This window comes from Saccharothrix algeriensis, assembly GCF_016907655.1.
Taxonomy (GTDB): Bacteria; Actinomycetota; Actinomycetes; order Mycobacteriales; family Pseudonocardiaceae; genus Actinosynnema; species Actinosynnema algeriense.
On record NZ_JAFBCL010000001.1, the window covers coordinates 5,725,703 to 5,748,767 of the forward strand.

19 protein-coding genes and 2 CRISPR repeat arrays (1 of these 21 only partly in view) are annotated in these 23,065 nt (G+C 66.5%); of the genes, 6 read left to right on the plus strand and 13 right to left on the minus strand.

The window, feature by feature from the left end; all coding sequences use genetic code 11:
- Positions 1-72: 72 nt before the first annotated feature.
- Together JOE68_RS26130 and JOE68_RS26135 are read right to left on the minus strand one after the other, a co-directional pair.
- The gene (locus JOE68_RS26130; RefSeq protein ID WP_307819905.1) at positions 73-333 is read right to left on the minus strand and encodes a WhiB family transcriptional regulator; all 261 of its coding nucleotides are present in this window, start codon (positions 331-333) and stop codon (positions 73-75) included.
- Positions 334-398: 65 nt separating this feature from the next.
- Positions 399-584, minus strand: a complete 186-nt coding sequence (locus JOE68_RS26135; protein WP_204844930.1) for a helix-turn-helix domain-containing protein — start codon at positions 582-584, stop codon at positions 399-401.
- 156 nt (positions 585-740) lie between these two features.
- On the opposite strand from JOE68_RS26135, the gene JOE68_RS26140 reads away from it, so the two are divergent.
- From JOE68_RS26140 to JOE68_RS26150, 3 genes are all read left to right on the plus strand, one after another.
- Positions 741-1,124, plus strand: coding sequence for a helix-turn-helix domain-containing protein (locus tag JOE68_RS26140; RefSeq protein WP_204844931.1), 384 nt, complete (start codon positions 741-743; stop codon positions 1,122-1,124).
- 137 nt (positions 1,125-1,261) lie between these two features.
- On the plus strand, positions 1,262-2,830 hold the full coding sequence (locus JOE68_RS26145; RefSeq protein ID WP_204844932.1) for a helix-turn-helix domain-containing protein: 1,569 nt from the start codon (positions 1,262-1,264) through the stop codon (positions 2,828-2,830).
- The gene (locus JOE68_RS26150; protein ID WP_307819906.1) at positions 2,827-3,177 is read left to right on the plus strand and encodes a signal peptidase I; all 351 of its coding nucleotides are present in this window, start codon (positions 2,827-2,829) and stop codon (positions 3,175-3,177) included. Before JOE68_RS26145 ends, JOE68_RS26150 begins: the two co-directional genes overlap by 4 nt.
- Here JOE68_RS26150 and JOE68_RS26155 read toward each other — a convergent pair.
- Complete coding sequence (locus tag JOE68_RS26155; RefSeq protein WP_239562358.1) at positions 3,166-4,785, minus strand: transcriptional regulator; 1,620 nt, start codon at positions 4,783-4,785, stop codon at positions 3,166-3,168. The two genes, JOE68_RS26150 and JOE68_RS26155, sit on opposite strands and share 12 nt — an antisense overlap.
- A 321-nt stretch (positions 4,786-5,106) precedes the next feature.
- Positions 5,107-5,490 (minus strand): hypothetical protein, encoded by a 384-nt coding sequence (locus JOE68_RS26160; protein ID WP_204844934.1) that lies wholly within the window; start codon positions 5,488-5,490, stop codon positions 5,107-5,109.
- 600 nt (positions 5,491-6,090) lie between these two features.
- Here JOE68_RS26160 and JOE68_RS26165 point away from each other — a divergent pair.
- From JOE68_RS26165 to JOE68_RS26175, 3 genes are all read left to right on the plus strand, one after another.
- On the plus strand, positions 6,091-7,872 hold the full coding sequence (locus JOE68_RS26165; protein WP_204844935.1) for a GmrSD restriction endonuclease domain-containing protein: 1,782 nt from the start codon (positions 6,091-6,093) through the stop codon (positions 7,870-7,872).
- A 359-nt stretch (positions 7,873-8,231) separates the two neighbouring features.
- On the plus strand, positions 8,232-8,723 hold the full coding sequence (locus JOE68_RS26170; protein ID WP_204840485.1) for a winged helix-turn-helix domain-containing protein: 492 nt from the start codon (positions 8,232-8,234) through the stop codon (positions 8,721-8,723).
- Positions 8,702-9,313, plus strand: coding sequence for a transposase (locus JOE68_RS26175; protein WP_307819415.1), 612 nt, complete (start codon positions 8,702-8,704; stop codon positions 9,311-9,313). The genes JOE68_RS26170 and JOE68_RS26175 overlap by 22 nt, the downstream gene beginning before the upstream one ends.
- Before the next feature lie 16 nt (positions 9,314-9,329).
- Here the strand turns inward: JOE68_RS26175 and JOE68_RS26180 are convergent, their stop codons facing one another.
- The 9 genes from JOE68_RS26180 to cas3 all read right to left on the minus strand — a co-directional run bounded on the left by JOE68_RS26180 (position 9,330) and on the right by cas3 (position 21,809).
- A complete protein-coding gene (locus JOE68_RS26180; RefSeq protein ID WP_307819907.1) occupies positions 9,330-9,911 on the minus strand; it encodes a recombinase family protein in 582 nt (193 codons plus the stop codon).
- A gap of 131 nt (positions 9,912-10,042) precedes the next feature.
- Positions 10,043-12,141: a CRISPR direct-repeat array (repeat unit 28 nt; unit sequence GGACCACCCCCGCTCGCGCGGGGAAGAC).
- A gap of 613 nt (positions 12,142-12,754) precedes the next feature.
- Positions 12,755-13,114 (minus strand): type I-E CRISPR-associated endoribonuclease Cas2e, encoded by a 360-nt coding sequence (gene cas2e / locus JOE68_RS26185; protein WP_204844936.1) that lies wholly within the window; start codon positions 13,112-13,114, stop codon positions 12,755-12,757.
- Positions 13,111-14,094 carry a type I-E CRISPR-associated endonuclease Cas1e gene (cas1e, locus tag JOE68_RS26190; RefSeq protein ID WP_204844937.1) on the minus strand — a complete coding sequence of 328 codons (984 nt, stop codon included), beginning with the start codon at positions 14,092-14,094 and terminating at the stop codon, positions 13,111-13,113. The genes cas2e and cas1e overlap by 4 nt, the downstream gene beginning before the upstream one ends.
- Before the next feature lie 53 nt (positions 14,095-14,147).
- Entirely contained in the window at positions 14,148-14,813 is a 666-nt protein-coding gene (gene cas6e / locus JOE68_RS26195) for a type I-E CRISPR-associated protein Cas6/Cse3/CasE (RefSeq protein ID WP_204844938.1), read from the minus strand.
- Entirely contained in the window at positions 14,813-15,547 is a 735-nt protein-coding gene (cas5e, locus tag JOE68_RS26200) for a type I-E CRISPR-associated protein Cas5/CasD (protein ID WP_204844939.1), read from the minus strand. The genes cas6e and cas5e overlap by 1 nt, the downstream gene beginning before the upstream one ends.
- Positions 15,544-16,683 carry a type I-E CRISPR-associated protein Cas7/Cse4/CasC gene (cas7e, locus tag JOE68_RS26205; RefSeq protein ID WP_204844940.1) on the minus strand — a complete coding sequence of 380 codons (1,140 nt, stop codon included), beginning with the start codon at positions 16,681-16,683 and terminating at the stop codon, positions 15,544-15,546. The genes cas5e and cas7e overlap by 4 nt, the downstream gene beginning before the upstream one ends.
- A 29-nt stretch (positions 16,684-16,712) precedes the next feature.
- On the minus strand, positions 16,713-17,393 hold the full coding sequence (gene casB / locus JOE68_RS26210; protein WP_307819909.1) for a type I-E CRISPR-associated protein Cse2/CasB: 681 nt from the start codon (positions 17,391-17,393) through the stop codon (positions 16,713-16,715).
- A complete protein-coding gene (gene casA / locus JOE68_RS26215) occupies positions 17,390-19,039 on the minus strand; it encodes a type I-E CRISPR-associated protein Cse1/CasA (protein WP_204844941.1) in 1,650 nt (549 codons plus the stop codon). The genes casB and casA overlap by 4 nt, the downstream gene beginning before the upstream one ends.
- Complete coding sequence (cas3, locus tag JOE68_RS26220; protein ID WP_275584950.1) at positions 19,026-21,809, minus strand: CRISPR-associated helicase Cas3'; 2,784 nt, start codon at positions 21,807-21,809, stop codon at positions 19,026-19,028. Before cas3 ends, casA begins: the two co-directional genes overlap by 14 nt.
- 1,213 nt (positions 21,810-23,022) lie before the next feature.
- Positions 23,023-23,065: direct repeats of the CRISPR family, unit length 28 nt; unit sequence GGACCACCCCCGCTCGCGCGGGGAAGAC (it continues 3,953 nt past the right edge of the window).

A 23,065-nucleotide genomic window follows, 5' to 3' on the forward strand; every position in this document is an offset into this window, starting at 1 on the left:
GCCACACCCACAGCAGCATCAAGAGCACACCCGCACCGACCATGAGCTGAGTCGGAGTAAAACCGAGAGCGTTCATGAACGCGGCCCCCTCTCGACCCGTTCACCGCGTTGCAACCAGTGCGGGTACAGCGCCCGCCGGTCATCCGCCGACAGCCCGCCCCACACCCCAACGGTGTCCGCGCCGGCCGTGCGCAACTCCAGCTCCAAGCACTCGTCCCGCACCGAGCACCCCGCGCACATCCGCGCGGCCAACTCCCGGTCGGTCATCTCGTCATCGGCCCACGGGGGAGGCCCGGCGGACGACCACATGCACGAGCCGTCACGCTCGACCACCACGGCAAGCACAGCGGTAGGCACCCACCGCAGCCGATCAAGCACCCAAGCGATCAACACCAGGTTCACGGCGCGCCCCCGGTGCGGGGTTCGCCGAGCAGCCGGACCAGCGCGCGAGCCGGAACGACGTACCGGCCGCGCCGGCACACCAGCGGCAACGTCCCGACGCGGATGGCCCGGTGAACGGTGGCCGGCTCGACACCGAGCAGCCAAGCGGCCTGACGAACGGTGTAGCCCCAAGAAGTACGCATAAGAAAAGCCCTTCGACACGAATTCCTAATGATTTCAGCTCTAATATGCTGATTTCAGCTCACGCAAAGACAGGTTTGATCCCGCGTTGCGTGTACGCGCCACGCACCAGCGCAAAGCGGCTAATCTCGGCGCTGAGGCGGAGCGCGGAGGAATACGTGTCGGAGGACTGGGCGGCAGTCGCCAAGGCCATCAACCAGCGGGTGAACGAGCTTGGCTGGCGTCAGAGGGAGCTTGCGGAACGCTCGCACGTCTCCCAGGCCATCGTCCGCGAAGTGCAGCACCACACGGTCGAGCGCCGTCGCAGCCCGCGAACCTTGGAGTCGCTGTCCACCGCGCTCGGCTGGCACCCGCAACACCTCGATGCCGTGTTGCACAACCGAAAGCCACCGGAAGCCGACGAGCCGGTGACCGACCCGGCCGACAGCCTCTGGTCCCGTTTGGACAGTGTCGAACAGCGCCTGAGCGAGATCACCGAGCGCCTGGACGACCTCAAGTCGGGCCTGGCAACCGTGCTCGACCACATCCGCGAACGCCGGTAGGCCGATGCATTTCCGCTGGTTGGACCGCTTGTTTCCCATGCCGCTAATTCCACTGCGATTAGCGGTGACAACCCATGCATCACCGATGCACAACCAGTGCAGGTTCACTGCATATCGCGTGCGGAGGTAGCGACGAGATGAACCTGAACGACGGCTGGACCGGCCGCACCGCGTCCGCGCTCCAAGCCGCCCTGCGCCTCACCCATGAAGCGTTCGCCGAACACCTGGGCGTCGGTGTTCGCACGGTCGCGTCCTGGCACCAGAAGCCGGACCTCCGACCGAAGTCGGAGATGCAGCAGCTCCTGGACACTGCGCTGGACCGAGCGGCACCAGCGGTCAAGGACAGGTTCGCCGCGCTCATCAACGAGTCACCCCTCGACCTCCCGGAAGGCGCGGCGGCCGACGCGGAGATCCGCCTCAGCGCGGACCCGACCATCGTCGCCGCGCTGGACTGGCTGGACGAGCACGCCAACTGGCAACCAGGAACCGCCCGCCGGGAAGTCGCCGCGCGCCTCGTGCGCCTGGACGTCCCAGCGCTGCACGATCGGGGCGTCCGGCGCGGCAGGGTCAACCAACGCGACACAGCCCGAGCACTCTCCGCGTACTACGGCGAGCCCCCCGACGCGCACGGCCGCTACACGGCCCGATTCGGCACGGTGGAAGCGTCCACCACGGTCCTGACCCGCCCGGACTGGCTCGACCTCGACTGCCCGCTGCTCCCCAGTAACGACCGTCTCAGGCTCACGGGCGTAACTCCCGGCGATGACCTGACGATGGACGAGGAGACCGCCGGGCGTGCCGCTCAGCGGTTGGCCGAAGCGCTGGCACTGGGCAACCGCATGGTCAACATGCCCCTGTTCCGGCTGCTCGACGTGGACGTGCGCAAGCGCTCCATCGCGGGTTCCGTTGGGGTGACGAGCTTTGTGGGGTACGCGGTGACGATGGACCTGCTCGAAGGAGAGCTGGTCGACGCGCTCACCACCGGCCAACCGACCACCTGCGGAACGCTGCCCCTCCGAGACGCCTACCTCCCGGACCTGTCCACCGCGCTCGACGTGTCGAACCGCATGTGCGCCGGTGGCGCCCTCGCCCTAACGGCGATTGCGCGCCCCGCGGACCCCTTCCGAGGGGGACCGGACTACCTCCTACTGGTCCAGGAACGCTCAGGCCACGTCATCAACGCCGCGCGCCGGCTGGCCGTGATCCCGAAGGGCTTCCACCAACCGCTGACGGACTTCCGCGCCGACGCCCAGATCGGCGCGACGCTCCGCCGGGAGATGGAAGAGGAGCTGTTCGGCCGCGAGGACATCGACAACACGGTGGGGGAGCAGCGCCACGCGGACCCGATGCACCCCAGCCGCCTGTCCGATCCGATGCGCTGGCTCACGGCCGAACCCGGCCGCCTGCGCATGGAGTGCACCGGCTTCGGTCTCAACCTGGTGAGCGGCAACTTCGAGTTCGCCAGCCTGATCGTCATCGAAGACGAGGAATTCTGGACCCGCTACGGCGGCCAGGTACGTGCCAATTGGGAGTCCTCGAACCTGCGCCAGTATTCCAGCCTCGACGCGGAGCTGCTGGAAGAACTGGCCAACGATGTAGCGTGGAGCAACGAAGGGCTGTTCGCGCTCCTTCAAGGTCTCCGCCGCCTACAGGAAATCGGTGGGGACCGCATCAACCTGCCAACCGTCGAATGGGAGATCAAGTGACCGCCAACTGGCAGGCCGGAAACGCCAACGAGGACACCAGCGGAACACGGGGCTGGCTGGTCGGCCACTTCATCGACCCTTCCCAGGGCGTCCGCTCCCAGAAGGACGTTGAGGTCAAGTGGGCGAACCACCCCGCCGGCGACAAGCGCCCCGACTGGACGGCCGACGACCAGCGCACGACCCTGGTCTTCCTCGTCCAGGGTCACTTCCGCGTGGACACCACCGAAGGCAACTCCACCATGACCCGCCCCGGTGACTACATCATGTGGGGTCCGGGCGTTGACCACTCGTGGGAAGCCTTGGCGGACTCCACGGTCATGACCGTCCGCTGGCCGTCACAGACCTGACAGCTCAACGGCAGGAAGGTCCACCCGCTTCCCGCCGATCTCCCGAAGCCGCCGCAGTCCTTGGAGCAACGCGAACAACCCTTCGTTGCTCCAGGACTCGCGCGCCACCAGGTCGCCGATCAGCTCACCATCGAGGCTCGAATACAGCTGCAAACCAGCCGCTTCCCAGTTCGCCTCGACCTGCCCACCGAACCGCGGCCAGAATTCCTCGTCCTCGACAACCACGAGGCCGGCAACCTCGTAGTTGCCACTCACCAGGTTGAACCCGAACCCTGTGCGCTCCACCCGCATCCGCCCAGGCTCCGCCGCAAGCCACTTCATCGGCTCGGACCACCGCCCAGGGTGCATCGGCGCAGCCGCACGACTTCCCCCGACCGTCGTGTCCACCTCGGCCCGCCCGAACAGCTCCTCTTCCAGCTCCCTGCGCAACGTGGCTCCAAGCGCCACATCCCCCTGCACGTCGTTGAGCGGCTGGTGGAACCCCTTCGGGATGACAGCAAGCCGCCCCGCAGCGTTCAGCACGCTCCCGGACCGCTCCTGCACCAACAATGCGAAGTCGGGCTCTCCGCGGAACCGGTCCCTAGGCCGAGCGATCGCGCACAACGCCACCACCCCACCCGCACACACCCGCCCAGGCAGGTTGAGCACCGCCCCGAGATCCGGTAGGTACTCGTCCCGCAACGGCAACCCACCGTGCCGACGACTCACCGCGTCGACCAGCTCCCGTTCAAGCAGATCAACCGTCAACGCATACTCGGCGAACGGCACCAACCCCACCGTTCCCGCCAACACGTCAGAAACCCGCACGTCCAACAGCCGGTACAGCGGAAGGTTGGCAACCCGCACATCAAGCGCGGCGAATTCGGCAAGCCGCGAGACCGCCGCCTCTGCTCCACCACCACTCAACACCCCACCCGGTACAAACCCGTTGGTGTTCAACACCAACCGATCACCGCCACCACCCAGTGAGGAAACCCCGTCCCACCAACCAGCCTGCCCAAAGATCGTCGTCACGACCTCTTCACTCCCATAACGCGCCCGGTACAACCCGTGCCCGTCCACCCCATCGCCGTAGTACCGGCCAAGCGCCCCCACGAGCTGCCGACGTCCGACCTTCGCCCGCCAAGCCCGTTGATCGAGTAGGGCGCCAGCCTCGAACTCCCGCAGCCGCGCCCGAACCTTGCTCCGACCGGTGCCAACCGCCCACCCGGCCCGCACGTCCAACCACTCCAGCGCCGCCGCCATCTCCAGTTCGGCACGGCCAGGCGGTTCGGCCTTCGCCACCAGGCCGGCCGCCTCGTCCGCAGGAGGAACCGACAGCAGCTCCTCAATGCCCACCTCGAAGATGCTCTCCAAGAGCCGAGCGGTCACCTGCCGCACCGGCCCCAACGGCTCACCGGACGACTTCCGCCCGGCCACCAACCGCTGAAGGTGCCGCAGCCCGAGCGTCCCCGGTTCGCCCCGCTCCCGCGCGAACGTCTCCGCGTACTCGGCGAACTCCTCCAAGGTCATCCGTCGTTCGCGGATCTTCTGCTCAAGCACCGTGCGAGGCGTCCGCATAGCGGCGTCCTTCCGTGTCGCTGACTCGAAGATCAGCAAGCTGACCAAGCGCTGACTACTCCTTGATTTCAGTCTGACACGCGCCGAGCAAGCGTTCATTCCGACTCACGGGCCAGCCCACGCCACAGGCAGCCACGACCAAGACAGCACCTCCAACCTGTCCCGAGCCCGCGGACCCCGTCCCACGCGCCCTCAAGTCCGGGACACCCCACATAGCCCCGCAGCCTGCACAAACTCCATTCCGGGACAGGGGACAGGTAGGCCGGCGACCCGTCCCAGAGACGCCAAAACGGCTGTGGGCCGCACATCACGAGGATGTGCGGCCCACAGCCGTCCCGTCCCGCCCGCCTCAGCAGTCGGGCGCGGTCGCTACTTCGTAAGCAACTTCTGCAACACCAGGTCGGGCGTCACCCACACGATCCGCCCCTGCACATCCTCCGACGAGATGTAGGGCTTCAACGCTTCCTGAGGGGTGGCGTACTGACCACGCGCCTTGCCGTCGATCGACACCACCTCGACCCAGCCGTCGAACGCCATGCCGAAGCCCACCACCTGAGCGATCTCCGGGTCGTTCACCTCCTGCTCGACCAGGGCGAACATGTTGGGCGCGGCGAACATGACCATGTCCACCACCACCGCGTCATACGCCTCCGGGCTGAGCAACCCCGCCGCCCGCCGCTGCTCCGCAACCCGCTCCTTTTCCGTGCCGTCGTCCGGGTTCACCACAGCCGCCACAGCCGCCATGCCCATCACGTCCCTTCCAACCGATGCCGACCAACAGACGGCAGCTCCTCAAGCGCGGCCCGAAGCTCCTCCCGCGCCCAAACAGCCGCCGCAGCGCTCTCTACGCACTGACGCACATACCGCCGACCAAGGACGACGACGTAGAGCGGAGGCAGCACCAACCAGACCAGGAACAACACGATCCCACTCACGTCAACGCTCAGAGCACTCCACATCGTCACCGCCACCTAAGTCAAACCAAATGCGTGATGACAAAACTGACTGGTTCGTCGTATCGACTGAACGACATGCACACGCCACAAGGCGACATGCGGTGACATCGGCATAGCTAAAGCAGTTCAGAATCTGCTGCGTAAATGACTTTCGTCATCCCTTAATGTTTGGTGAAGATTCGGGGCATGCGCATTAGCTCCACCAACAGGGCTGATGGTCAATTCAGTCGCCCGGAATCCAATGTTGTAGGGAACTTCAGCCGCTTACTCTGTCGATCAAAGCCAGGCTACGAATTCGGCGAGCGACACGCCGAAGGGGGTCTGCCAGTCGCTATCAACGTGCTGATCATGTACACTATCTGCTGCTAAACGCCGCGAAATATAGGAGACCTGAAGCGTGCAATCTTCAGAGCTGTCTGTCCAGGGGCAGACGCTTCAAACACTGTATAACTTTTACTTCAATGGCTATTTGCAGGTAAATCGGAGATATCAACGTAAGCTCGTCTGGAGCGTTGATGAAAAGCAAAAGCTGATCGACTCTGTTGTGAATAAACTTCCGATTCCTTTGGTGCTTATTGCAGAACGCCCTCGCGGAACTATCGGAAAATATGAAATCATCGACGGGCTCCAACGGCTAGAGGCTTTTTTCTCGTTCATGGAGAACGCGTATGATTACAATGGTGAGTACTTTGATCTGGAGACCATTGGAGACACTAAAGACCGTCTGGATTCAGGTCGAATTAAGCAGAAACGCCCAAAGCTCTCTCGTTCAACATCACTGGCTATAGCCAACTATCAAATTCCCGTATCGATTTACCGTGAAGCGACTACATCGTCTATTGACGAGGTATTTCGCCGTATCAACAGTGGCGGCAGGAGGCTTAGTCTGCATGAGATCAGGCAAGCCGGCTCTTCCGGGCCATTGCCGGATCTAGTGCGTAGAGTCAGCGCCTCAATTAGAGGTGACGGCACATTCTCGGACATCGTAGCGTTTAGTGAAATGCCGAAACTTAGCATATCTCGCAAGGAACTCCAGTATGGATTATCGATTGATGATATTTTTTGGGTAAGACATGACGTTCTGGCTCAGGAAGATGTTAGGGCCTCGAGCGACGAAGAACTTGTTCTCGATCTAGTTCTCGACATTGTTCTCGAACAGCGTCCAACAACAGGTTGGCAAAATCGTGACGTCGCGTATGGCCTTCCTAGGAAGATCAACACCGCCTCGCTTGAAGATGTAAATAAGGCGGTTGCTAACGCCAACCCCGAAATGCTGCATCAGCAAATACTCGCCATAATTAAGTTGTGCGACGAGGTGATGGCTGGTCATGGATCGCTTGGGCGACACATGGTCAAGCTGGAAACTTATGAAAAGGGGACCCGGAGGCAATTTCAAGCAATATTTTCCGCTCTGTATGAGCTAACTTTCAAACAGAACATGGCACCTAAATCGCATGAAGCCGTGCGAGTCGTTCTCGACAACTTCTGGAGTAAAGGGTTGTCCATCCCCACCGGCGGAAGCGCTTGGGGCAAACAGGACAAGGAGAAGTTGTATCCTCAAACTCAAAAATCACTTCGTCGCGCTTTTTACGTCCGCGAGCCTAGGAAAAACTTTATCGAACTAAATTCACGGATGTACCTAGAAAACTTGCTTCAAGGACACTCCCTTGAACACCCTCTGGTGGAAATGAAGCAGGGCTTTTGCACTCTCTCCGATCCGCCTATTCAGGACGTAACCCTATTCGACGATGTTCTCACTACAGCAGTGGCTATGGCGAACCATGACCGTCAGGCCGAAGGTCTGATCCTGGTGGGGATAGCCGACAAGCCTGGAGATGCTGAGCGAGCGGCAAAGTTTTTCAATATTAAGCCACTTTCAATCAATAACCGAATTGCCATCGGCACGGAAGAGCAGATAGAGTATTTAGGGTACGATGTGGATAGATGGTGGCGGCGTTGGCAACAGAAGATCGAGGCAGCTCCCGTAAGTAACGACTTCGCTCGCAGTCTTGCGATGTCGCTCAAGCCTGTTTACTGCGATGGACTTCTTCTGTGGGAACTCCGCCCAAAGTCAATCGGTTCACCATTGACGTATAACGGGAAGTTTTACATCCGGATCGGATCTTCGACTAAAGAAATTCCCGCTGATGAATTTTTATCCTTGATGACTAGGTGGTAATGTAGACACCTTGTCGAAGTAAATTACTGTAGGGCCGCGTACCGTCCTATTTCTCACGGCCCACATTCTGACTTATCGATTTCGGGCGAAGCGCGTATGCGATTCAAATTTCACACGTTCCAGATTTTTAGCTGTCGCAGTTGCTACAGGTAGAGCTCAGTCGGGGTTGTCCTGGGGGTGTCCCATCAGGCGATTGATGGGACACCCCCAGGACAACATCATGCCGATGCTCCGAATTTGAAGCGTGTGGATAGTGCGCAAGTCGCTCCACGGTCTCGTAGCCATACTGATCTTCAATTGTTGGGGTCTGTGGTGGCTTGTGTCGGTGGGTGGGGCTGTCCCGGGGGTACCCGTGGGGTATGCGCTATCCCGATGGTGGTGGCCTGACCGGACGGGAACGGGCCCGACGTGAGGCGGTGCGGATGCAGGCCGCCGACTGGTTCGAGCGTGGTGTGGGCGCCTGCGAGGTCGCTCGTGGTCTGCGGGTGTCGACCAAGTCCGCCTATGCCTGGCGGCGTTTGTGGCGTGCCGGGGGCCGGCAGGCCCTGCGCTCCAGGGGGCCGGGCGGGCCGGACTGCCGTCTGGACCGGGCCCGGCTCGACCGGCTGGTCCAGGCCCTGGAGCAGGGGCCGGCCGCCCACGGGTACACCGAGGATCGACGCTGGACCCTGGCCAGGGTCGCGGAGCTGGTCGCGCGGTTGTTCGCGGTGCGCTACACCCCGGCCGGGATGTCGCTGGTGCTGCACCGCATCGGTTACAGCCCCCAGGTGCCGGCCCGGCGGGCCGACCGCCGTGACGAGGCCGCGGTCACCGCCTGGCGGCGGGAGTCGTGGGCGCGGGGAAAACCCTAGCCGCGGACCTGGGCGCCTGGTTGTGCTTCGAGGACGAGACCGGCTGCAACACCCGCCCGCACAAGGCCCGCACCTGGGCAAGGCGCGGCCACACCCCGGTCCTGCCCTACTGGGCCGGTTCCCAGGGTCGGATCTCGGTGGCCGGCCTGCTCTGCGTCAAACCCGGCGAACGCACCCGGCTGCTGCACCGGGTGCTCGTGCACCACCGCCGCCGCAGCCCGCCGGCCCCGCGCAGCTTCCTCGAGCGGCACTACCTCGCGCTGCTGGACGACGCCCACCGTCGCCTGGGCGGCCCGATCGTGCTGATCTGGGACAACCTCGACCGGCACATCAGCGCCCGGATACGGCCCGCCCTCGCCGCCCGGGACTGGCTGCACGTGATCCGACTACCCGCCTACGCCCCGGAACTCAACCCGGTGGAAGGGGTGTGGTCACACCTCAAACGCGGTCTGGCCAACCTCGCCCCCGTCGGTCTGAACGACCTGGTCCCGATCGTGCGCCGCCGACTCCGCCTCATCCGGAACCGGCCCGACCTGCTCGACGGATTCCTCGCCCACACCGGCCTGACCCTCACCCCCGAACCAACCTGACCCCAACAATTGAAGATCAGTACGGCGCGCGCCCGCCCTGGTGTCGCCCTTCGTTGATCACCTGGGCATCCATCGCCGCTCGGACCCGTGCCTGGACGTGCTGGCGCTCGGACTCGCTCATGCCGCCGAGCACGCTCATCAGCATCTTGTGCGACGGGTTGCGCGGGTCGTACTTCCCGCCCAGCTCCGGCACCCACAGATCCACCCCGTACGCGGCGAAGCGGGGTGCGATCAGGGAGAACTGGTTGCCGAACCAGCACCGGGTTCCCTCGCCCACGACCACGGCGTTCCACCCGCGATACGGGTTCTTCAACGCCGCCAGCAACCGCGACGCCTCCTCCCGCCGGTCCCAGGGCACGGACCGGGACTGCCCCACGTCGAAGAACTCCTCCGTGACCACTCCACCGAACGGCTCCACGAACTTCCTGGCGTTCCCGAACTGCCACCCGCGTGACGTCTCCGGATCTTGGTTGTCCTCGGTCGAGCACCGGCCGTAGCCGGCCATCGGCCCGATGCCGTCCTCTACCGCCTCGGCTACCTCGATACGTAGCAGCCCATCCAGCGTCGCCCACGGGTCTCGGCTGATTTCAGCAGTCACGGCCGCCCCCTTCGCGAGGCCCGTCCAAGACCTGGACTGTGGTCAGTTCGACCAGTATGGCAAGGAGTGCACGACTGGTCACAGGCGTGAGCGGTGGTAGCTCAACCTTCAGCTGCTGTGCCCCGACCTGGGACCACCCCCCGCTCGCGCGGGGAAGACGGCGTGCCTGAAGTCGAAGGCCCGCTTGGGCGGGGACCACCCTCGCTCGCGCGGGGAAGACCATCGCGCTGGCCATCGCGGACGGCACGGTGCGGGACCACCCCCGCTCGCGCAGGGAAGACTCGCCGCGCTCGCCGGCCAGCTCCGCAGCGGCGGGACCATCCCCGCTCGCGCGGGGAAGACACGGCGTGGCCGTAGTTCGCCATCGCCAAGTCCGGACCACCCCCGCTCGCGCGGGGAAGACGGCCTGGACCACCTGGACGGGCGGTGGCACCACGGACCACCCCCACTCGCGCGGGGAAGACCAGCGCGGTGACGGTGTCGGCGTCCAGCGCCGCGGACCACCCCCGCTCGCGCGGGGAAGACGACTCCGGCAGGGCGATCCGCGGGTCGCTCAGCGGACCACCCCCGCTCGCGCGGGAAAGACGTGACCTTGACCGCCGTGGACGCGGCCGACGGGGGACCACCCCCGCTCGCGCGGGGAAGACAACACCGCCACCGGGCCGCGCTGCGCGCGCAGCGGACCACCCCCGCTCGCGCGGGGAAGACAGGGTGCGTACGGTGCCGTACGTGCGGCGGGTCGGACCACCCCCGCTCGCGCGGGGAAGACGTGCCGGAGTGGCGGCATGAGGGACCTGGCGAGGACCACCCCCGCTCGCGCGGGGAAGACCCCATGACCACCGACACCCCCGACCTGCGCGGCGGACCACCCCCGCTCGCGCGGGGAAGACGACGAGCAGTTCGCCAGCGCGGCCGCGACGGCGGGACCACCCCCGCTTGCGCGGGGAAGACTAGGAGCCGCACTTGCCGTAGGGGCTGACGCAGGGACCACCCCCGCTCGCGCGGGGAAGACTCGTCGGTGGGCACCGACAGCGCTCCGACCGGGGACTACCCCCGCTCGCGCGGGGAAGACGCGAGGCCGGACATAGAAGTCCCGATGCGCCGGGGACCGCCCCCGCTCGCGCGGGGAAGACACCAAGTCGTCGGTGCCGCCGACGCGGGTGACCGGACCACCCCCGCTCGCGCGGGGAAGACAACAGCCTGGCGAGTGCGTCGGCGGGCTGGGCCGGACCACCCCCCGCTCGCGCGGGGAAGACATCAACGGCGATGTCGCGGTGGACGACGCCGGGGGACCACCCCCGCTCGCGCGGGGAAGACACGGCCTTCTGCTCGGGGTTGTCGCGCCGGTGCGGACCACCCCCGCTCGTGCGGGGAAGACCAGCACGTCGGGCTCACCCCCTCCGCCGGGGAGGGACCACCCCCGCTCGCGCGGGGAAGACAGCCTGGTGGTCAGCGACCAGCGGCCGACCGCGGGACCACCCCGGCTCGCGCAGGGAAGACGAGGTGGTTGCGCTGCGGCTGCTGGCCGCCGTGGGACCACCCCCGTTCGCGCGGGGAAGACCGCGACCCGGCGCGGGTGCGCGACGCGGGCCTGGGACCACCCCCGCTCGCGCGGGGAAGACCGCAGAAGCCCCAGCGTCCTGGTGACCTGGGGTGGACCACCCCCGCTCGCGCGGGGAAGACGATGTCGCGGGCAAGGTCACCTCGGGCCTCCGGGGACCACCCCCGCTCGCGCGGGGAAGACAACGTGGTGAGCACGCTCTACCCCTCGGCCGACGGACCACCCCCGCTCGCGCGGGGAAGACCGGGTGACACCCGGCGGCGAGCCTGTCTGCGTGGGACCACCCCCGCTCGCGCGGGGAAGACCGGCCCAGGTAGTCGATCCAGCGGAGCGTGGGGGACCACCCCCGCTCGCGCGGGGAAGACCTCGTCCGACTGGCGCTGAGCAGGCCCGCCCGGACCACCCCCGCTCGCGCGGGGAAGACGCGCTCGTGGGTTGGTTCCGGTCGCTGTTCGGGGGACCACCCCCGCTCGCGCGGGGAAGACGGTCAGGGCGTCGTTGTAGAGCGCGACATACCCGGACCACCCCCGCTCGCGCGGGGAAGACATTACCCGATCGGAGCAGTCGTCAGCGGTTCTCCGGACCACCCCCGCTCGCGCGGGGAAGACCGCGTTGCGCGCGGTCGCGATCCCAAGCGCCCGGGACCACCCCCGCTCGCGCGGGGAAGACACTCCTTGACCAGGCAGTTTGCAGGGTGACCATGTGTTTTACATTCGGTTCATTACCGTTCCGTTAATGGCTCAGGTAGGTGTGGTGCTGACAGGCTGGACGGAGGATGTTCGCAGCAGTCAAGGAGCGGGCACGTCCCGGGCGTGTGTAGCCGGACTGCCGGCCTAAGCTCGTCTTCTGTAGTGGTGCCTGGCGGAGGCGATCTCGAATGAGATTGAGGGGCGTCTCTGCGTGATCAGAGTCTTTGGGTCGTTGATGCAGTACCCGGTGAGCCCCATCGGGTACCTCACCTTCCGTCGGTTTCGTGACCGTCGGGGCAAGAAAAAGCATATCTGCGCCGTCGAGTGCGGCCGGTCGCTCCTGCTCCTGTGGAGGTCTGTCATGGCGGAGTGGCTGAGGGTTGGCCGGGTGAGGGTCATCTGATCGCTGGAAAAGCACGTCTTGGTGCTCGTTCTGCGATCGGATGGTGGCGAAATTGCCCGTGCTCCACGGGTGCGCCTTCAACTGAAGGGATCACGGAGGGTGAGTTTATCTAACTCCTCCTTCTCGCGAGTGAAGAAAAGTCGACATATCCATAGATTGCAAATTTATTTTTGCCGGTGCTGGCGATCGGTTATCTTTTGCCGTAGCGGCGTCGGCGGGCTGCGTTGCTCCAGTTGCGGCCACCGGTGGCCTGGGCTGTGCCGTCGGCGTCTCCCGGATCTGCTGGGCGGAGCATGAGTTGGATGCCGTCGAAGTCGACGGGTTTCCAGTTGTGGTGGTGGACCTTGAAGTCCAGTCCTTGCTCGTTCTGGGCCTGGAAGACCATGATCGCCCGTCCGGATTTGACCATTTCGATCACCCGGACCCATAGGAGGTCGCGGACGCGGCTGGTGACCTTTCCGACGAAGACGCCGGGCGAGATCTCCAGCAGCCAGCGGGTGAGGTGACCGCGCAGACCGACTGGGCAGGCCGCTACGACGATGACGGTCATAAGTCGTCCTGGTCGTAGTCGTCGTAGCTGGTGCCACCTGCAACGGCGCGGCCTTTGTCGTCCCAGAGCATGACGACGTTGCGGGCTTCGAAGTCGGGGTCTTCGAAGGCTTCGGGGCCGTACTCGATCAGGCCGTCGTCTTCGCGCAGCAGAGTTTTGATGTCGCGGACGCAGGTGTCGAGGAAGGCCCCGTTGCGCATGCGATCGCGGACGGCGCGGCGGGTTTCGGTGCCGATGTCGGCGACATCACGAGCGGCGACGTCGAAGGCGATGGGGATGGTGACGTCGGCTTTGTAGAGGTCGGCGATGTCGTAGACGAAGGACTTGACGTGCCCGGTGTGCACGAAGCCCAGTCCTGGCGCGCAGCCGAGGGCGACGATGACGGCGTGCACGACGCCGTAGAGGCTGGTGTTGGCCGCGGACAGGGCTTTGTTGACCGCGGTGCCGGAGTCGAAGTCGGTGGGATCGTAGTCGCGCCGCTGCCACTCGACCCCGGTGCGCTGGGCGTGCTGGCGGTACAGGCGGCGTACGCGGGCGCCTTCACGTCCGCGTAGCTGCTGCATGGTCAGGGTGCTGGTGTCCTCGTCGGGGAAGCGCATCGCGTACATCTCGCGGGCCACGCGCAACCGGGTACGAGTGCTCGAAACGAGGCCGGCCTGGATTTCCAGCAGTCGGGAGGAGGCGGCCAGGGTGCGGCCGTGGGCGTAGTAGCGCACACCGTGTTCACCGACCCACACGGCGGTGGAGCCGCTTTCGGCCAGCAGCACCATGGCCTGCTGGCTGACGTTGGTCCCGGGGCCCAGCAGGAGCGCGCCGAGGGTGGCGGCAGGGACGTGCACGGTGCCGCGTTTGTCGGTGGCGGTGATGGCGTTGTCATCGCGGCCGATCACGCAGTGTTCCAGGTAGAGGAATGACAGGCGGTCCTGGGCGCGGACGAGTTGGGACAACGGGACCGGTTTGGCGCCAGGGATGTCAGGCACGGAACTCCTCGGACACGGGCACCTCGGCCGCGGTGGTCTCGGGCACAGGTGTGTCAGGCACGGCGGACCGGGGCGAGGGTGAGCAGGCCGCAGCCGTACCCCTTGGCGGGGCCGATGCCGTTGACCAGGGCGGCGCGCAGCAGGTCGGCGTCGAGGACTTCCAGGTGTCCTTCGAACACCGCGGTGGACAAGGTGACGTTGGCGGCCTGGCGCTTGAACGTGACCTGCTCACGTCCGCGGACGGCGACGTCGGGTTCTTTGTGCTCGCCGAGGGGCACGGTGAAGCCGTGGCGTTCGGTGCGGGTGAGCAGCCAGTCGGTCTGCTGAGCGACGGTGACGTGCCCGAAGCGCTGGGACCGGGTCGAGTCGGTGCTCTTGCGGCGATTGCTGACGGGATTGGCGCGCAGTCGGAAGGCCCACTGCTGGCCGGTGGTGATGTGGTCGAGCAGGGGCCGGTAGTCGCGGGTGTCCCAGGTGCCGGTGGTGGGCCAGCCGACCTGCTCGACCAGGTGGGTCAGGTCCGGGCGGTGGGGACTGACCAGGTAGAGCAGGACTTGGTGCTGGTGGCGGTCCACTCGCCACAACACCCGCCCTGCGGTTGCCGTCGAGGCGGTGGTGGGGAAGGCGGCCATGACCGCGGCGTGCAGCTTCTGCGGTGAGGCCAGCAGGGCGCGGGCGTCACGGCGGGCTGGGTTGATCTCGAAGCGGGTCAGGTGCATCAGGCGATTCCCTCGAAGGCCGCCATCGGGTCGAGTGGATCCGCTGCGACCGGCGGCGCGGTCGCGTCCTGCGGTGCGCGGTAGCCGGGGTTGGGCACCGTGACCGGGTAGCGGTGCACCGAGCGCCACCCGTAGCGGCGTTCGCGCGGGTCGAAGCTGATCGGCTCGTCACGCACCAACTCGGCCTCGGGGTCGTCGGCCGGGCAGTCGACCACGATGTCGAGGTCCTTGGTCGGGGCTTGGTGACGACGCTGCACCCAGGGCGAGGCCAGCCACGGGTGTGATTCCAGGCGTTCCCGTACGGTGCCCTCGGCCAGTCCGTGCAGCAACCGGCCTGCCGGTGGACAGGAACGGCGACCGAGGAACAGCGGGAACACCGGCGTGCGCAGTGCCTGCTGCAGGCTTTCCAACAACGCTGGTTCGCCTTCGACGGCCACGGCGAACACGGCGTCGGACAGGTAGAAGCGGTAGGACAGCGGCATGGAGGTCGACCCGTCGCGGGTGCGGGCGGTGTGGAAGTCGCGCTCCAGCTGTCCGGGCTGGTCGATGCGCACCCCGATGCGCAGATCGAGCAGTTCCTCCAGCGGGTCGGTGCGGCGGCGGCCCTGGGCGGCGGCCAACAGACCGAGGACACCGCTGCGGCTGGGCGCGCGATCGGTGTTGCGGCGGGTGAAGCGGCTGCTGGTGCCCCAGGACTGCAACGGGGCGCTCAGCCGCAGCAACAGGGTGGTCACGCCCGCTCCGCCAACTGCTGGGCCACCAGGGCGCCCACCTCGCGCACGGCCGGGTCGAAGGTGGTGCGCCGGGCCAGTTCCGCCAGCGGGGAAACCTTTTTCTCCCCCACTCCGACTACCCAGGCGTCGACCGGTTGTTCGTCGAACGCCTCGTGCAGCTCCCGAGCGTGCTCGGCCAGCCGGCTGATGGCCATGACCACCCGACCGCCCTCGGCGTCGTCGGGCACGACCTCCTCGAACGCCCCGACCAGGTTGATCGACTGGGTCCGGCGGACCACGATCAGCACCGCGTCGGGCAGGGTGCGGTTGGCGAAGGTGTTCTGCTTGCCGGTGGGCATACTGGAGACGAATGCCCGCAAGAACGCCTCCACCGCTCGCCGCGTGACCTCCACATCCCCCAGGTTGTCCTGCAGCCGGTCGACGTCGATGGTGGCGTAGCGGTAAAGAGTGGAGGAGTTGAACTCCACCGTGCCGATCATCCCCGCGCCGGCGTCCTCCTCCTCGTCGGCGCGTTTGTGGTCGTCCACGGCGGTGAAGTAGTCGTACTCGTTGTCCACCGCGTGCACGCTCAGCGCGTGGGCTACCTGGCAGGCAGCGTCGACGTTGAGGTCGGTGGCATCGGCGACCATGCGCCCGAACAGCGCCACATCCACCGAGTGCGCCTGGTCGGCCCGTGCCCGCGCCTCCGACTTGCTGATCTCCAACTTGCCCTCACCGGCCGCCTCGACGGCCTGGAGCACCAGCTCGGCCAGGCTCTGCACCTGCCGGTTGCTCAGGAACAGCAGGTAGCCCGACTCGGGCAGCGCGTCCTTCTTCCGCGCAGCGCTGATCTTGATGCCGGCGGCGGTGAGCACTGCCTCGGCCAGCTCCGCCGACCGCTGTGCCAGCGCCGGCTGCTGCCGGGCGATCTCCTCGCCCACTAGCTCCACCACTCGCTTGGTCCGCACTCCCAGCTCGGCGTGGTCGAGAAGGTGCTCGAAAGCGTCCCGTGTGGCGCGCTTCCAAGCTTGGCTCGACACCCGCGCCCGCCGCCGACCTCCGTAGACGGCGGTCTTGGGGCTGCCGGTGTCGTCACGGTTGATGTTGCTGGGCGGGACGGTCTGGATGACGTGGACGTCGACGATGGTGCGAGACATGAACGGGTCCTTCGAAACGGGGGAGAAGGTCACTGGGAGTCGGTTGCCTGATCGGTATCGGCTTGACCGGGGTCGGCGGGGAGGGGGCCGGGCTCGTCGGTGGGGGAGGGAGTGCGGTAGAACTCGCGGCCCCAGCGCAGGCGCACGACCGACGCACCGCCACGGCGTTGCCACCGGATCAACTCGTCGGTCAGCAGCGCGTAGTCCAACGGGATGCCCGCTCCGCGCAGCAGTTGCACCACGCCGCGCAGGTGGTGCACGAGCTCCTCCAGGCTTTGCGCGGTGCCCAACGCCTGGAATCGGCGCAGCACCGGCGGCACGATCGCGCCGAATTCCCCGGGGTGCAGCAACCGCACCGCCCGGCCCAGGCCGTAGCCGCGCTGGTGCATCCGCTTGCGCTGGGACTGCTGGTGCACCGCGTACAAAGTCATCGCCACATGCGCGGCGGTCTCCGCCGCGGTCGGTCCGTCTCCGGCTGTGGGGCCGGCGAACTTCTCCGACACGGTGTGCTGCAGGATCTCGTTCACGCTGCCCGCGGGCTTGCCGGCGCCGCGTCGCAGCCTTGCCAATCCCGCCACCGCCGCTGATCGGTTGGCCAGCACACCTTCCTGCAGCGCCGTGACCCTGGCGTGGACCTCTGCACCGATGTCAGTCAGTTCTGCCCACCTCGGCTGCTTCGAGGCAGCCGTCGCCTGTCCCACGATGGTCACGATGCCACCTCGTCCTTGTCGGTGCCGGCCTTGTCGATCTTGGGGTACGCGTAGCGCAGTGCGGCGCGCAGTGCTATGCGGAACCACCGATCGGCGTGTGCCGAGGTGACCAGTCGACCGCCCGCCGTCCGGCCCGACCACGCTTTCATGGGCGCTTGCCGCAGCAGGTCGGCGCCCAGCGCCCGGACAGCCCGGTCGGCGGCGCAGTGCCACTGGGTCGCGGCGGCTACCGGGTCGGTGTTCGGGCGCAGGGTACGAAGCCATGTGCGGAACAGCGGGTCCAACTCGGCGTAGGCCAGTTCGGTGGCCCTTGTCCGCGGCGCTTCTCTCTCGTACTTGCCCGCGCCGGCTGCGACGGCGAGGTTCTCGGCGAGCCTGCCCAGCGCCTGTGCGGCCTCCTCCGCGGCGCGGACGCCGGTCACCGCCGTCCTGGCCAGTTGGGCGTCTTGAGCGCGCAGCAGCACCACCCGCAAGGACAGCACGTCGTCGACGATGTCGGTGGTCGTCGCACTTTGGGCGCCGTAGCTCATGCCGAAGGTGCGCAGGCGCACGGGAAAGTCCCCACCGATGACCTGCTCGACCTCGGCGATCCACTCCAGCACCCGAGGCGCCAGAAATTGGGCGGCTTCACCGTCCTGGGCTCGCACCGCGCCGGGCAACATCGCTTGCAGACCTCGCCACACAGCCTTCTGCGGCTCGTGTTCACGAGGCATGTACACCAGGTTCGCGCGGAGCTTCTTCTCCTGGGCCTTGCTGCGCCGCCACCCGGAGTGCGGCTCCAACCCGTGCTTGTCCTGCGGTGTGATGCGATCACCGTTGCAGATCAGCACACCGGTCACGCGACCACCCTCGCGAACCAGACGCAGGCGTCGGCTCTGCCAGGTGTAGAGATCGACCGGGCCTGCCGGGCGGTCGGCCAGGTCGTCCTCGCGGGCACCGAGTGGACTGCGTTCCCACGGCGGCAAGTCCGACGCGGACCGCTGCATCGACTCCGTCAGGGACGGGATCAGGTTCAGCAGGAGGGTGTCACGCAGCGTCGGCCCCTCGGGCAGCACGCCACCCAGGTACCCGGCCCACCCGGTGCCGATCGGGTAGCCCTTGCCGCTCTTGACCCGGTCGTCACCCACCGCCCCGGACTTGATCCCGGACGGGTCGAAGGCGTGGCAGTGCACCACCCACCGGGCGGCCTCGGCATACGACAGCGACACCCGCCCGCCCCGGGTGGTGAAAAACGGATGACCGTTGGGCATGTCGGCAATCAGCTTGTTCAGCTCCGACACCTCGCCCTTCTGCGTGCGCAGACCGGCTACCTGCAGGAACGGAGTCCGTTCCTCGAACAGGTCGAACCGGGCGCGATGGCGCTCCAAGTAGGCGCGCACCTCCCGATGAGGGAGTTCGTCCTGCAGCCACAGCTGTTCCCACTCGTCCAGATCACCCGGCCCGTCCACCGCACCGTGCAGCACGGCCAGCAACAACCGCGTCAACGCGAACACTTGGGTCGGTACGTCACCGGTCAACCCCGCCAACCTGTGGGCGTTTTCGAACACCCCCACCAGCGACAGCTCGGCGGGATCGCCGCCCACGGTCCGTACCGTCAGCCATGGTTGGTCGATCAGGTTGAACGACCTCGGCTCATAGTTTGTCATGTACCAATCCCCTGCGAGGGTCGTAAGTCAACCCGAAGTGCGCCTTGCCGTGCTTGATCACGGCGCGGCGCTCGCCGTCGAGCACCAACACCAGTTGCCCGCGCAGCAACGGTGACAACTCGAAGCTGGAGAAGTAGTTCTGCTGCAAGGCGTCGATCACGTCGAGGTCCACGCCCGGATGGCTCATCGCCAACGGCAACCTCAACCCGCACGCCGCGACCACCCTGGCCTGCGCCGGCTCCATCTCCAGATCGGTGGGAATCGGCATCCCACCGCCGTGCCCGATCCACTCGGGCGTCAGCAGGCTGCCGGCTGTGTCGTGTTGCACGACCAGGACTTCCAGCGACTCGGCGCCGTCACGTACCTGTGCCACACCACGAGGGGACTCGTCGGCGTCACCGACCCCGGCTCGCACCCAGCCGACGAGCGACAACCTGTTCGAGCCGACCTCGTCGAGCAGGAAGGCCCGGGCAGCGGTAACCCGGTCGGCTGCCTGACGGGTGGCCTTCGCCGCCGCGTCGACCATCGCCGCCTGCCAGGAACCAGGACCCAGGGCTTCGACACCGTAAGCCGTCTGCACCAGTGGGGCGATGTCGGCGGGTAGTTCCAGCACGTCGCGGTCCACCAGGAGCGCAGCCGATCGCAACAACAGGTGATCGCCGTAAACACGTCGTGAACCCGGCACCGCCCGCACAGGCTCGTCCGCCCAATCCTCTACTCCCACCAAGGCGCACCGCGCCTGCTGCACGGGCACGGGACGCGCACGACGATGCCGGTGCAGTCGGCCCAACCGCTGCAGCACCAGGTCCATCGGCGCCACATCGGTGATCACCAGGTCGAAGTCCACGTCCAGGGACTGCTCGACCACCTGGGAGGCCACCACGATGTGCAGATCGGGACGCGTGCCCTCGGGACCGAACCTGTCCAGCAGCTCTCTGTCGATGCGCGCCCGGTCGCAGGCCAGGAAACGCGAGTGGTTGATCGTGACGTTGTCCCGGCCGAACTCCACTTCCAACCGCTGGGCGGTTTCCTGCACCCGCGTCACCGTGTTGCGCACGACGACTGCGCAGCCGCCCCCCTCCAGGTGGGTGCGCAGGTAGGACACCAGCGTGTCGAGGTCGTCGGGCAGGCGGTCCAACACCACCGTCGTGCCGGTGTCCGGCAGCGGTAATTCCAGGGCCGGGGAGCCACCGGACGTGGAAATGACGGGATATCCCAGATCGGGTCGAACCTCGTGGGCGCCACCGTCATAGGCGGCAAGCAGTTCAGCACGCCGTTCGGCGGGCAGCGTCGCTGACAGCAGCACCACAGGGACCCCGTAGGCACCGAGCCAGTGCAGCACGCGATTGAGGTACTGCGACATGTACACGTCGTAGGCGTGCACCTCGTCGATGATCACGACCTTGCCCGCCAAGCCGAGGTGGCGCAGCATCAAGTGCCGACTCTTCAGACCCGCGAACAGCACTTGGTCGATGGTGCCCACGACGAAAGAGGCGAGCACGCCCTTCTTCCGGCCGCTGAGCCAGTAGTGGGCCACAACCGGTGTCTCGTCGCTGTCGTACGCGGGCGCGAACGCCCCTCGGCGTACCAGCCCGGCGAACTTGTCGTTCAACGACGCCTTGCCGTGGGCAAGCGTCACGCTCGCCGACCCGTCACGACCCGGCACAGCATCCAACCACTTGCGCACCCGGCCGAACATGGCATCGGTGGTCGCCTGCGTGGGAAGCGCGACGAAGACCCCGTCGGCCCCGGACGCAGCGGCGAGTTCCTCCGCGGCCAACAACGCCGCCTCGGTCTTGCCGGCGCCCATCGGGGCCTCGATGACCATCAATCCCGGCCCGGCCATGGCCGCCGCGCTCCGCACCGCCGCTGCCTGCACCGGCCGCGCCCCGGCGGCCTCGGCGTTGAACCGGGAGCGGAAGGCCGAGTCCACATCGCAGCCAACGCGCTGCGGACGCCACCGAGAGGGCAGACCCAGTTCCTCCCAACCGGACTGCAGGCGGGACTGCAGGTCGAAGTCCTCCGGCGGTTCGTGTGCCTCCAGCAGCGGGAAGAACTCGGCGTTGGACGCGATCCAGTCGGCCAGGATGACGATCGAGGTCAGCAACACCTGACTGGGCCGGCTCAACCGCACGTCGCGGTACCGCTCCAGCGGAACGCCCGCCGAAGCGCGCTCCAGGAAGAACAACCGGGCCTGCTCCCAGGCGCCCTCGCCGACCAGTTCGCGCTCCTGGCCGATCTCTTGAAGCATCAGCCTTTCCGGCGGAACGCCGTGGTGACTGCCCACCACTCCGGCCAGCTGATCGGCGATCGGGGCGCGCCGCGAGCCGTAGCGAGAGGCCAGGAAGTCGTGAACCACCAAGTGGCCCACCAATTCGTGCCGCACCCGGCGCCGTTCGGTATGGGACAACAGAGCCTGCCGAACGAACAGGCCGGCCTCCTGCATCCTGTCCGCCAGAACCGGCACCTGGATGGAGAAGGCAGGAGAAGCTTTGCCCACGTCGTGCACCCCGGCGAGCCAGCAGGCAAGGAAACGCACGCCTTCGACACCATCGGGAAGTTCGCGCGCGACCCGACCGACCACTTGCGGCGACACCCACCGGTCAACCAGCAGACCCGCGACCGCCGCAGAGTCGTCAAGATGCTGCTGCAAGGGCAACCAGTGAGTCAACCGGCCTTGTCCATCACAGACGGACTTCGCCCAGATCAGGCGCCAGTCGGCCGGCATACGGATAGCCCTTCCTGCGAACGGTGGAGACGGAGGGACCATATCCTCGGCTTCGAGGAGTGTTACCTGCCTGCTTACGAGTACACCCATATGGAGTAGATCGGAACCCGTAGTCCGCAATAGTGGGGTAAAAAGGGCCGAGGTGTAGCCTCGGCCCTTTGTCGGCCTATCCGATCGTTGACCTATCCGGCTCGGCAGCGCAGCACGTCGACGGCCGACACGAACACGGTGGGGTCCAAGACGACTGCGGCACCGGTCGCAAGGGGCGGATGGGCCGGCCTGTGTCCGTCTGTGCAAGCGTCCGCTAGGGTGCCCACCCCGCTCCCGGGGGCGAGATGCGCCGCCCACACCAAGATCGACAGATGACACGGGGCGGTGGCACCGATTGGTCGACCGGTGGGTCATTGGTGGTGCTCGTTAAGATTGTGCCCACCTTCCTCTCTGTGCGCGTGGAGTTGGAGGTAAGGCGGCCTCGAGGACCAGTCGAAGGCCGCACCGTCTGCGGCGAGCGGTCAGCCGCTCGCCGCAGACCTGGTAGACGACGGTGCCGCTACCAACCCCGCTCAGGCGGGGAATACTGTTAGCTCCAGCCGGTGCGATGTGCTGCATGCCCCGCTGGATCACCCAGCCTGTGGGCTGGACTGAGCACGCTCGGCTTATGGCCAAGATCGCGATCAGTGGCGAGAAGTCTACTCATCGGGGCTTCGGTGTCAAACCGGCAGGTAGACTTACTAGAGTAAGCCAGTACGAAGAGCGGCATGACCCGCATTGCATCATGACCGTCCTGGCCTGATTCACTCGTAAGAGCAAGGAGGGGACCTAATTGTCGGTTCGCTGGTGACCTGGCGGGTTCGCACGTGAGGTGGCGGTGCCGGGGGACTGGCCGCCCCTGCGAGGGTGGCCGGAGGACGGGGCGGTAGTCGTCGGGGGCCGCCGCCCAGCCGGGGTAGGTGGCGGATTCTCGGCAAAGGTGGCGAGGCAGGATCACGCGGCATGGTGCCGAGAGGGCGGGAGACGCGGGTGGGATCGGGCACGGAGGGCTCCGAGGCGGTGTTCGTCGCCGAGGACGGCCTGGAGCGGCGGGTGCTGTGGAAGTACGTGCCCGAGGTGGTGGACGAGCTGGGGCGTCCGATGCGGTCGTTCCCGTCGTACAGGGGGCAGCGCAACTACCCGGGTTGGTACTGGTCAGCCACGACGGACCATCCCCGCTCGCGGGGAGGTCTTGAGGTTGGCGCGGGGGAACTGGCTCTTCACCGGACCACCCCCGCTCGCGCGGGGAAGACAACTTCGTCGTGTCC

Coding starts and splice junctions, on each gene's coding strand:
- JOE68_RS26135 (WP_204844930.1), bottom strand. CDS start 584: ATGCGTACTTCTTGGGGCTACACCGTTCGTCAGGCCGCTTGGCTGCTC.
- JOE68_RS26145 (WP_204844932.1), top strand. CDS start 1,262: ATGAACCTGAACGACGGCTGGACCGGCCGCACCGCGTCCGCGCTCCAA.
- JOE68_RS26170 (WP_204840485.1), top strand. CDS start 8,232: ATGCGCTATCCCGATGGTGGTGGCCTGACCGGACGGGAACGGGCCCGA.
- cas2e (WP_204844936.1), bottom strand. CDS start 13,114: ATGACCGTCATCGTCGTAGCGGCCTGCCCAGTCGGTCTGCGCGGTCAC.
- cas6e (WP_204844938.1), bottom strand. CDS start 14,813: ATGCACCTGACCCGCTTCGAGATCAACCCAGCCCGCCGTGACGCCCGC.
- cas7e (WP_204844940.1), bottom strand. CDS start 16,683: ATGTCTCGCACCATCGTCGACGTCCACGTCATCCAGACCGTCCCGCCC.
- casA (WP_204844941.1), bottom strand. CDS start 19,039: ATGACAAACTATGAGCCGAGGTCGTTCAACCTGATCGACCAACCATGG.
- cas3 (WP_275584950.1), bottom strand. CDS start 21,809: ATGGTCCCTCCGTCTCCACCGTTCGCAGGAAGGGCTATCCGTATGCCG.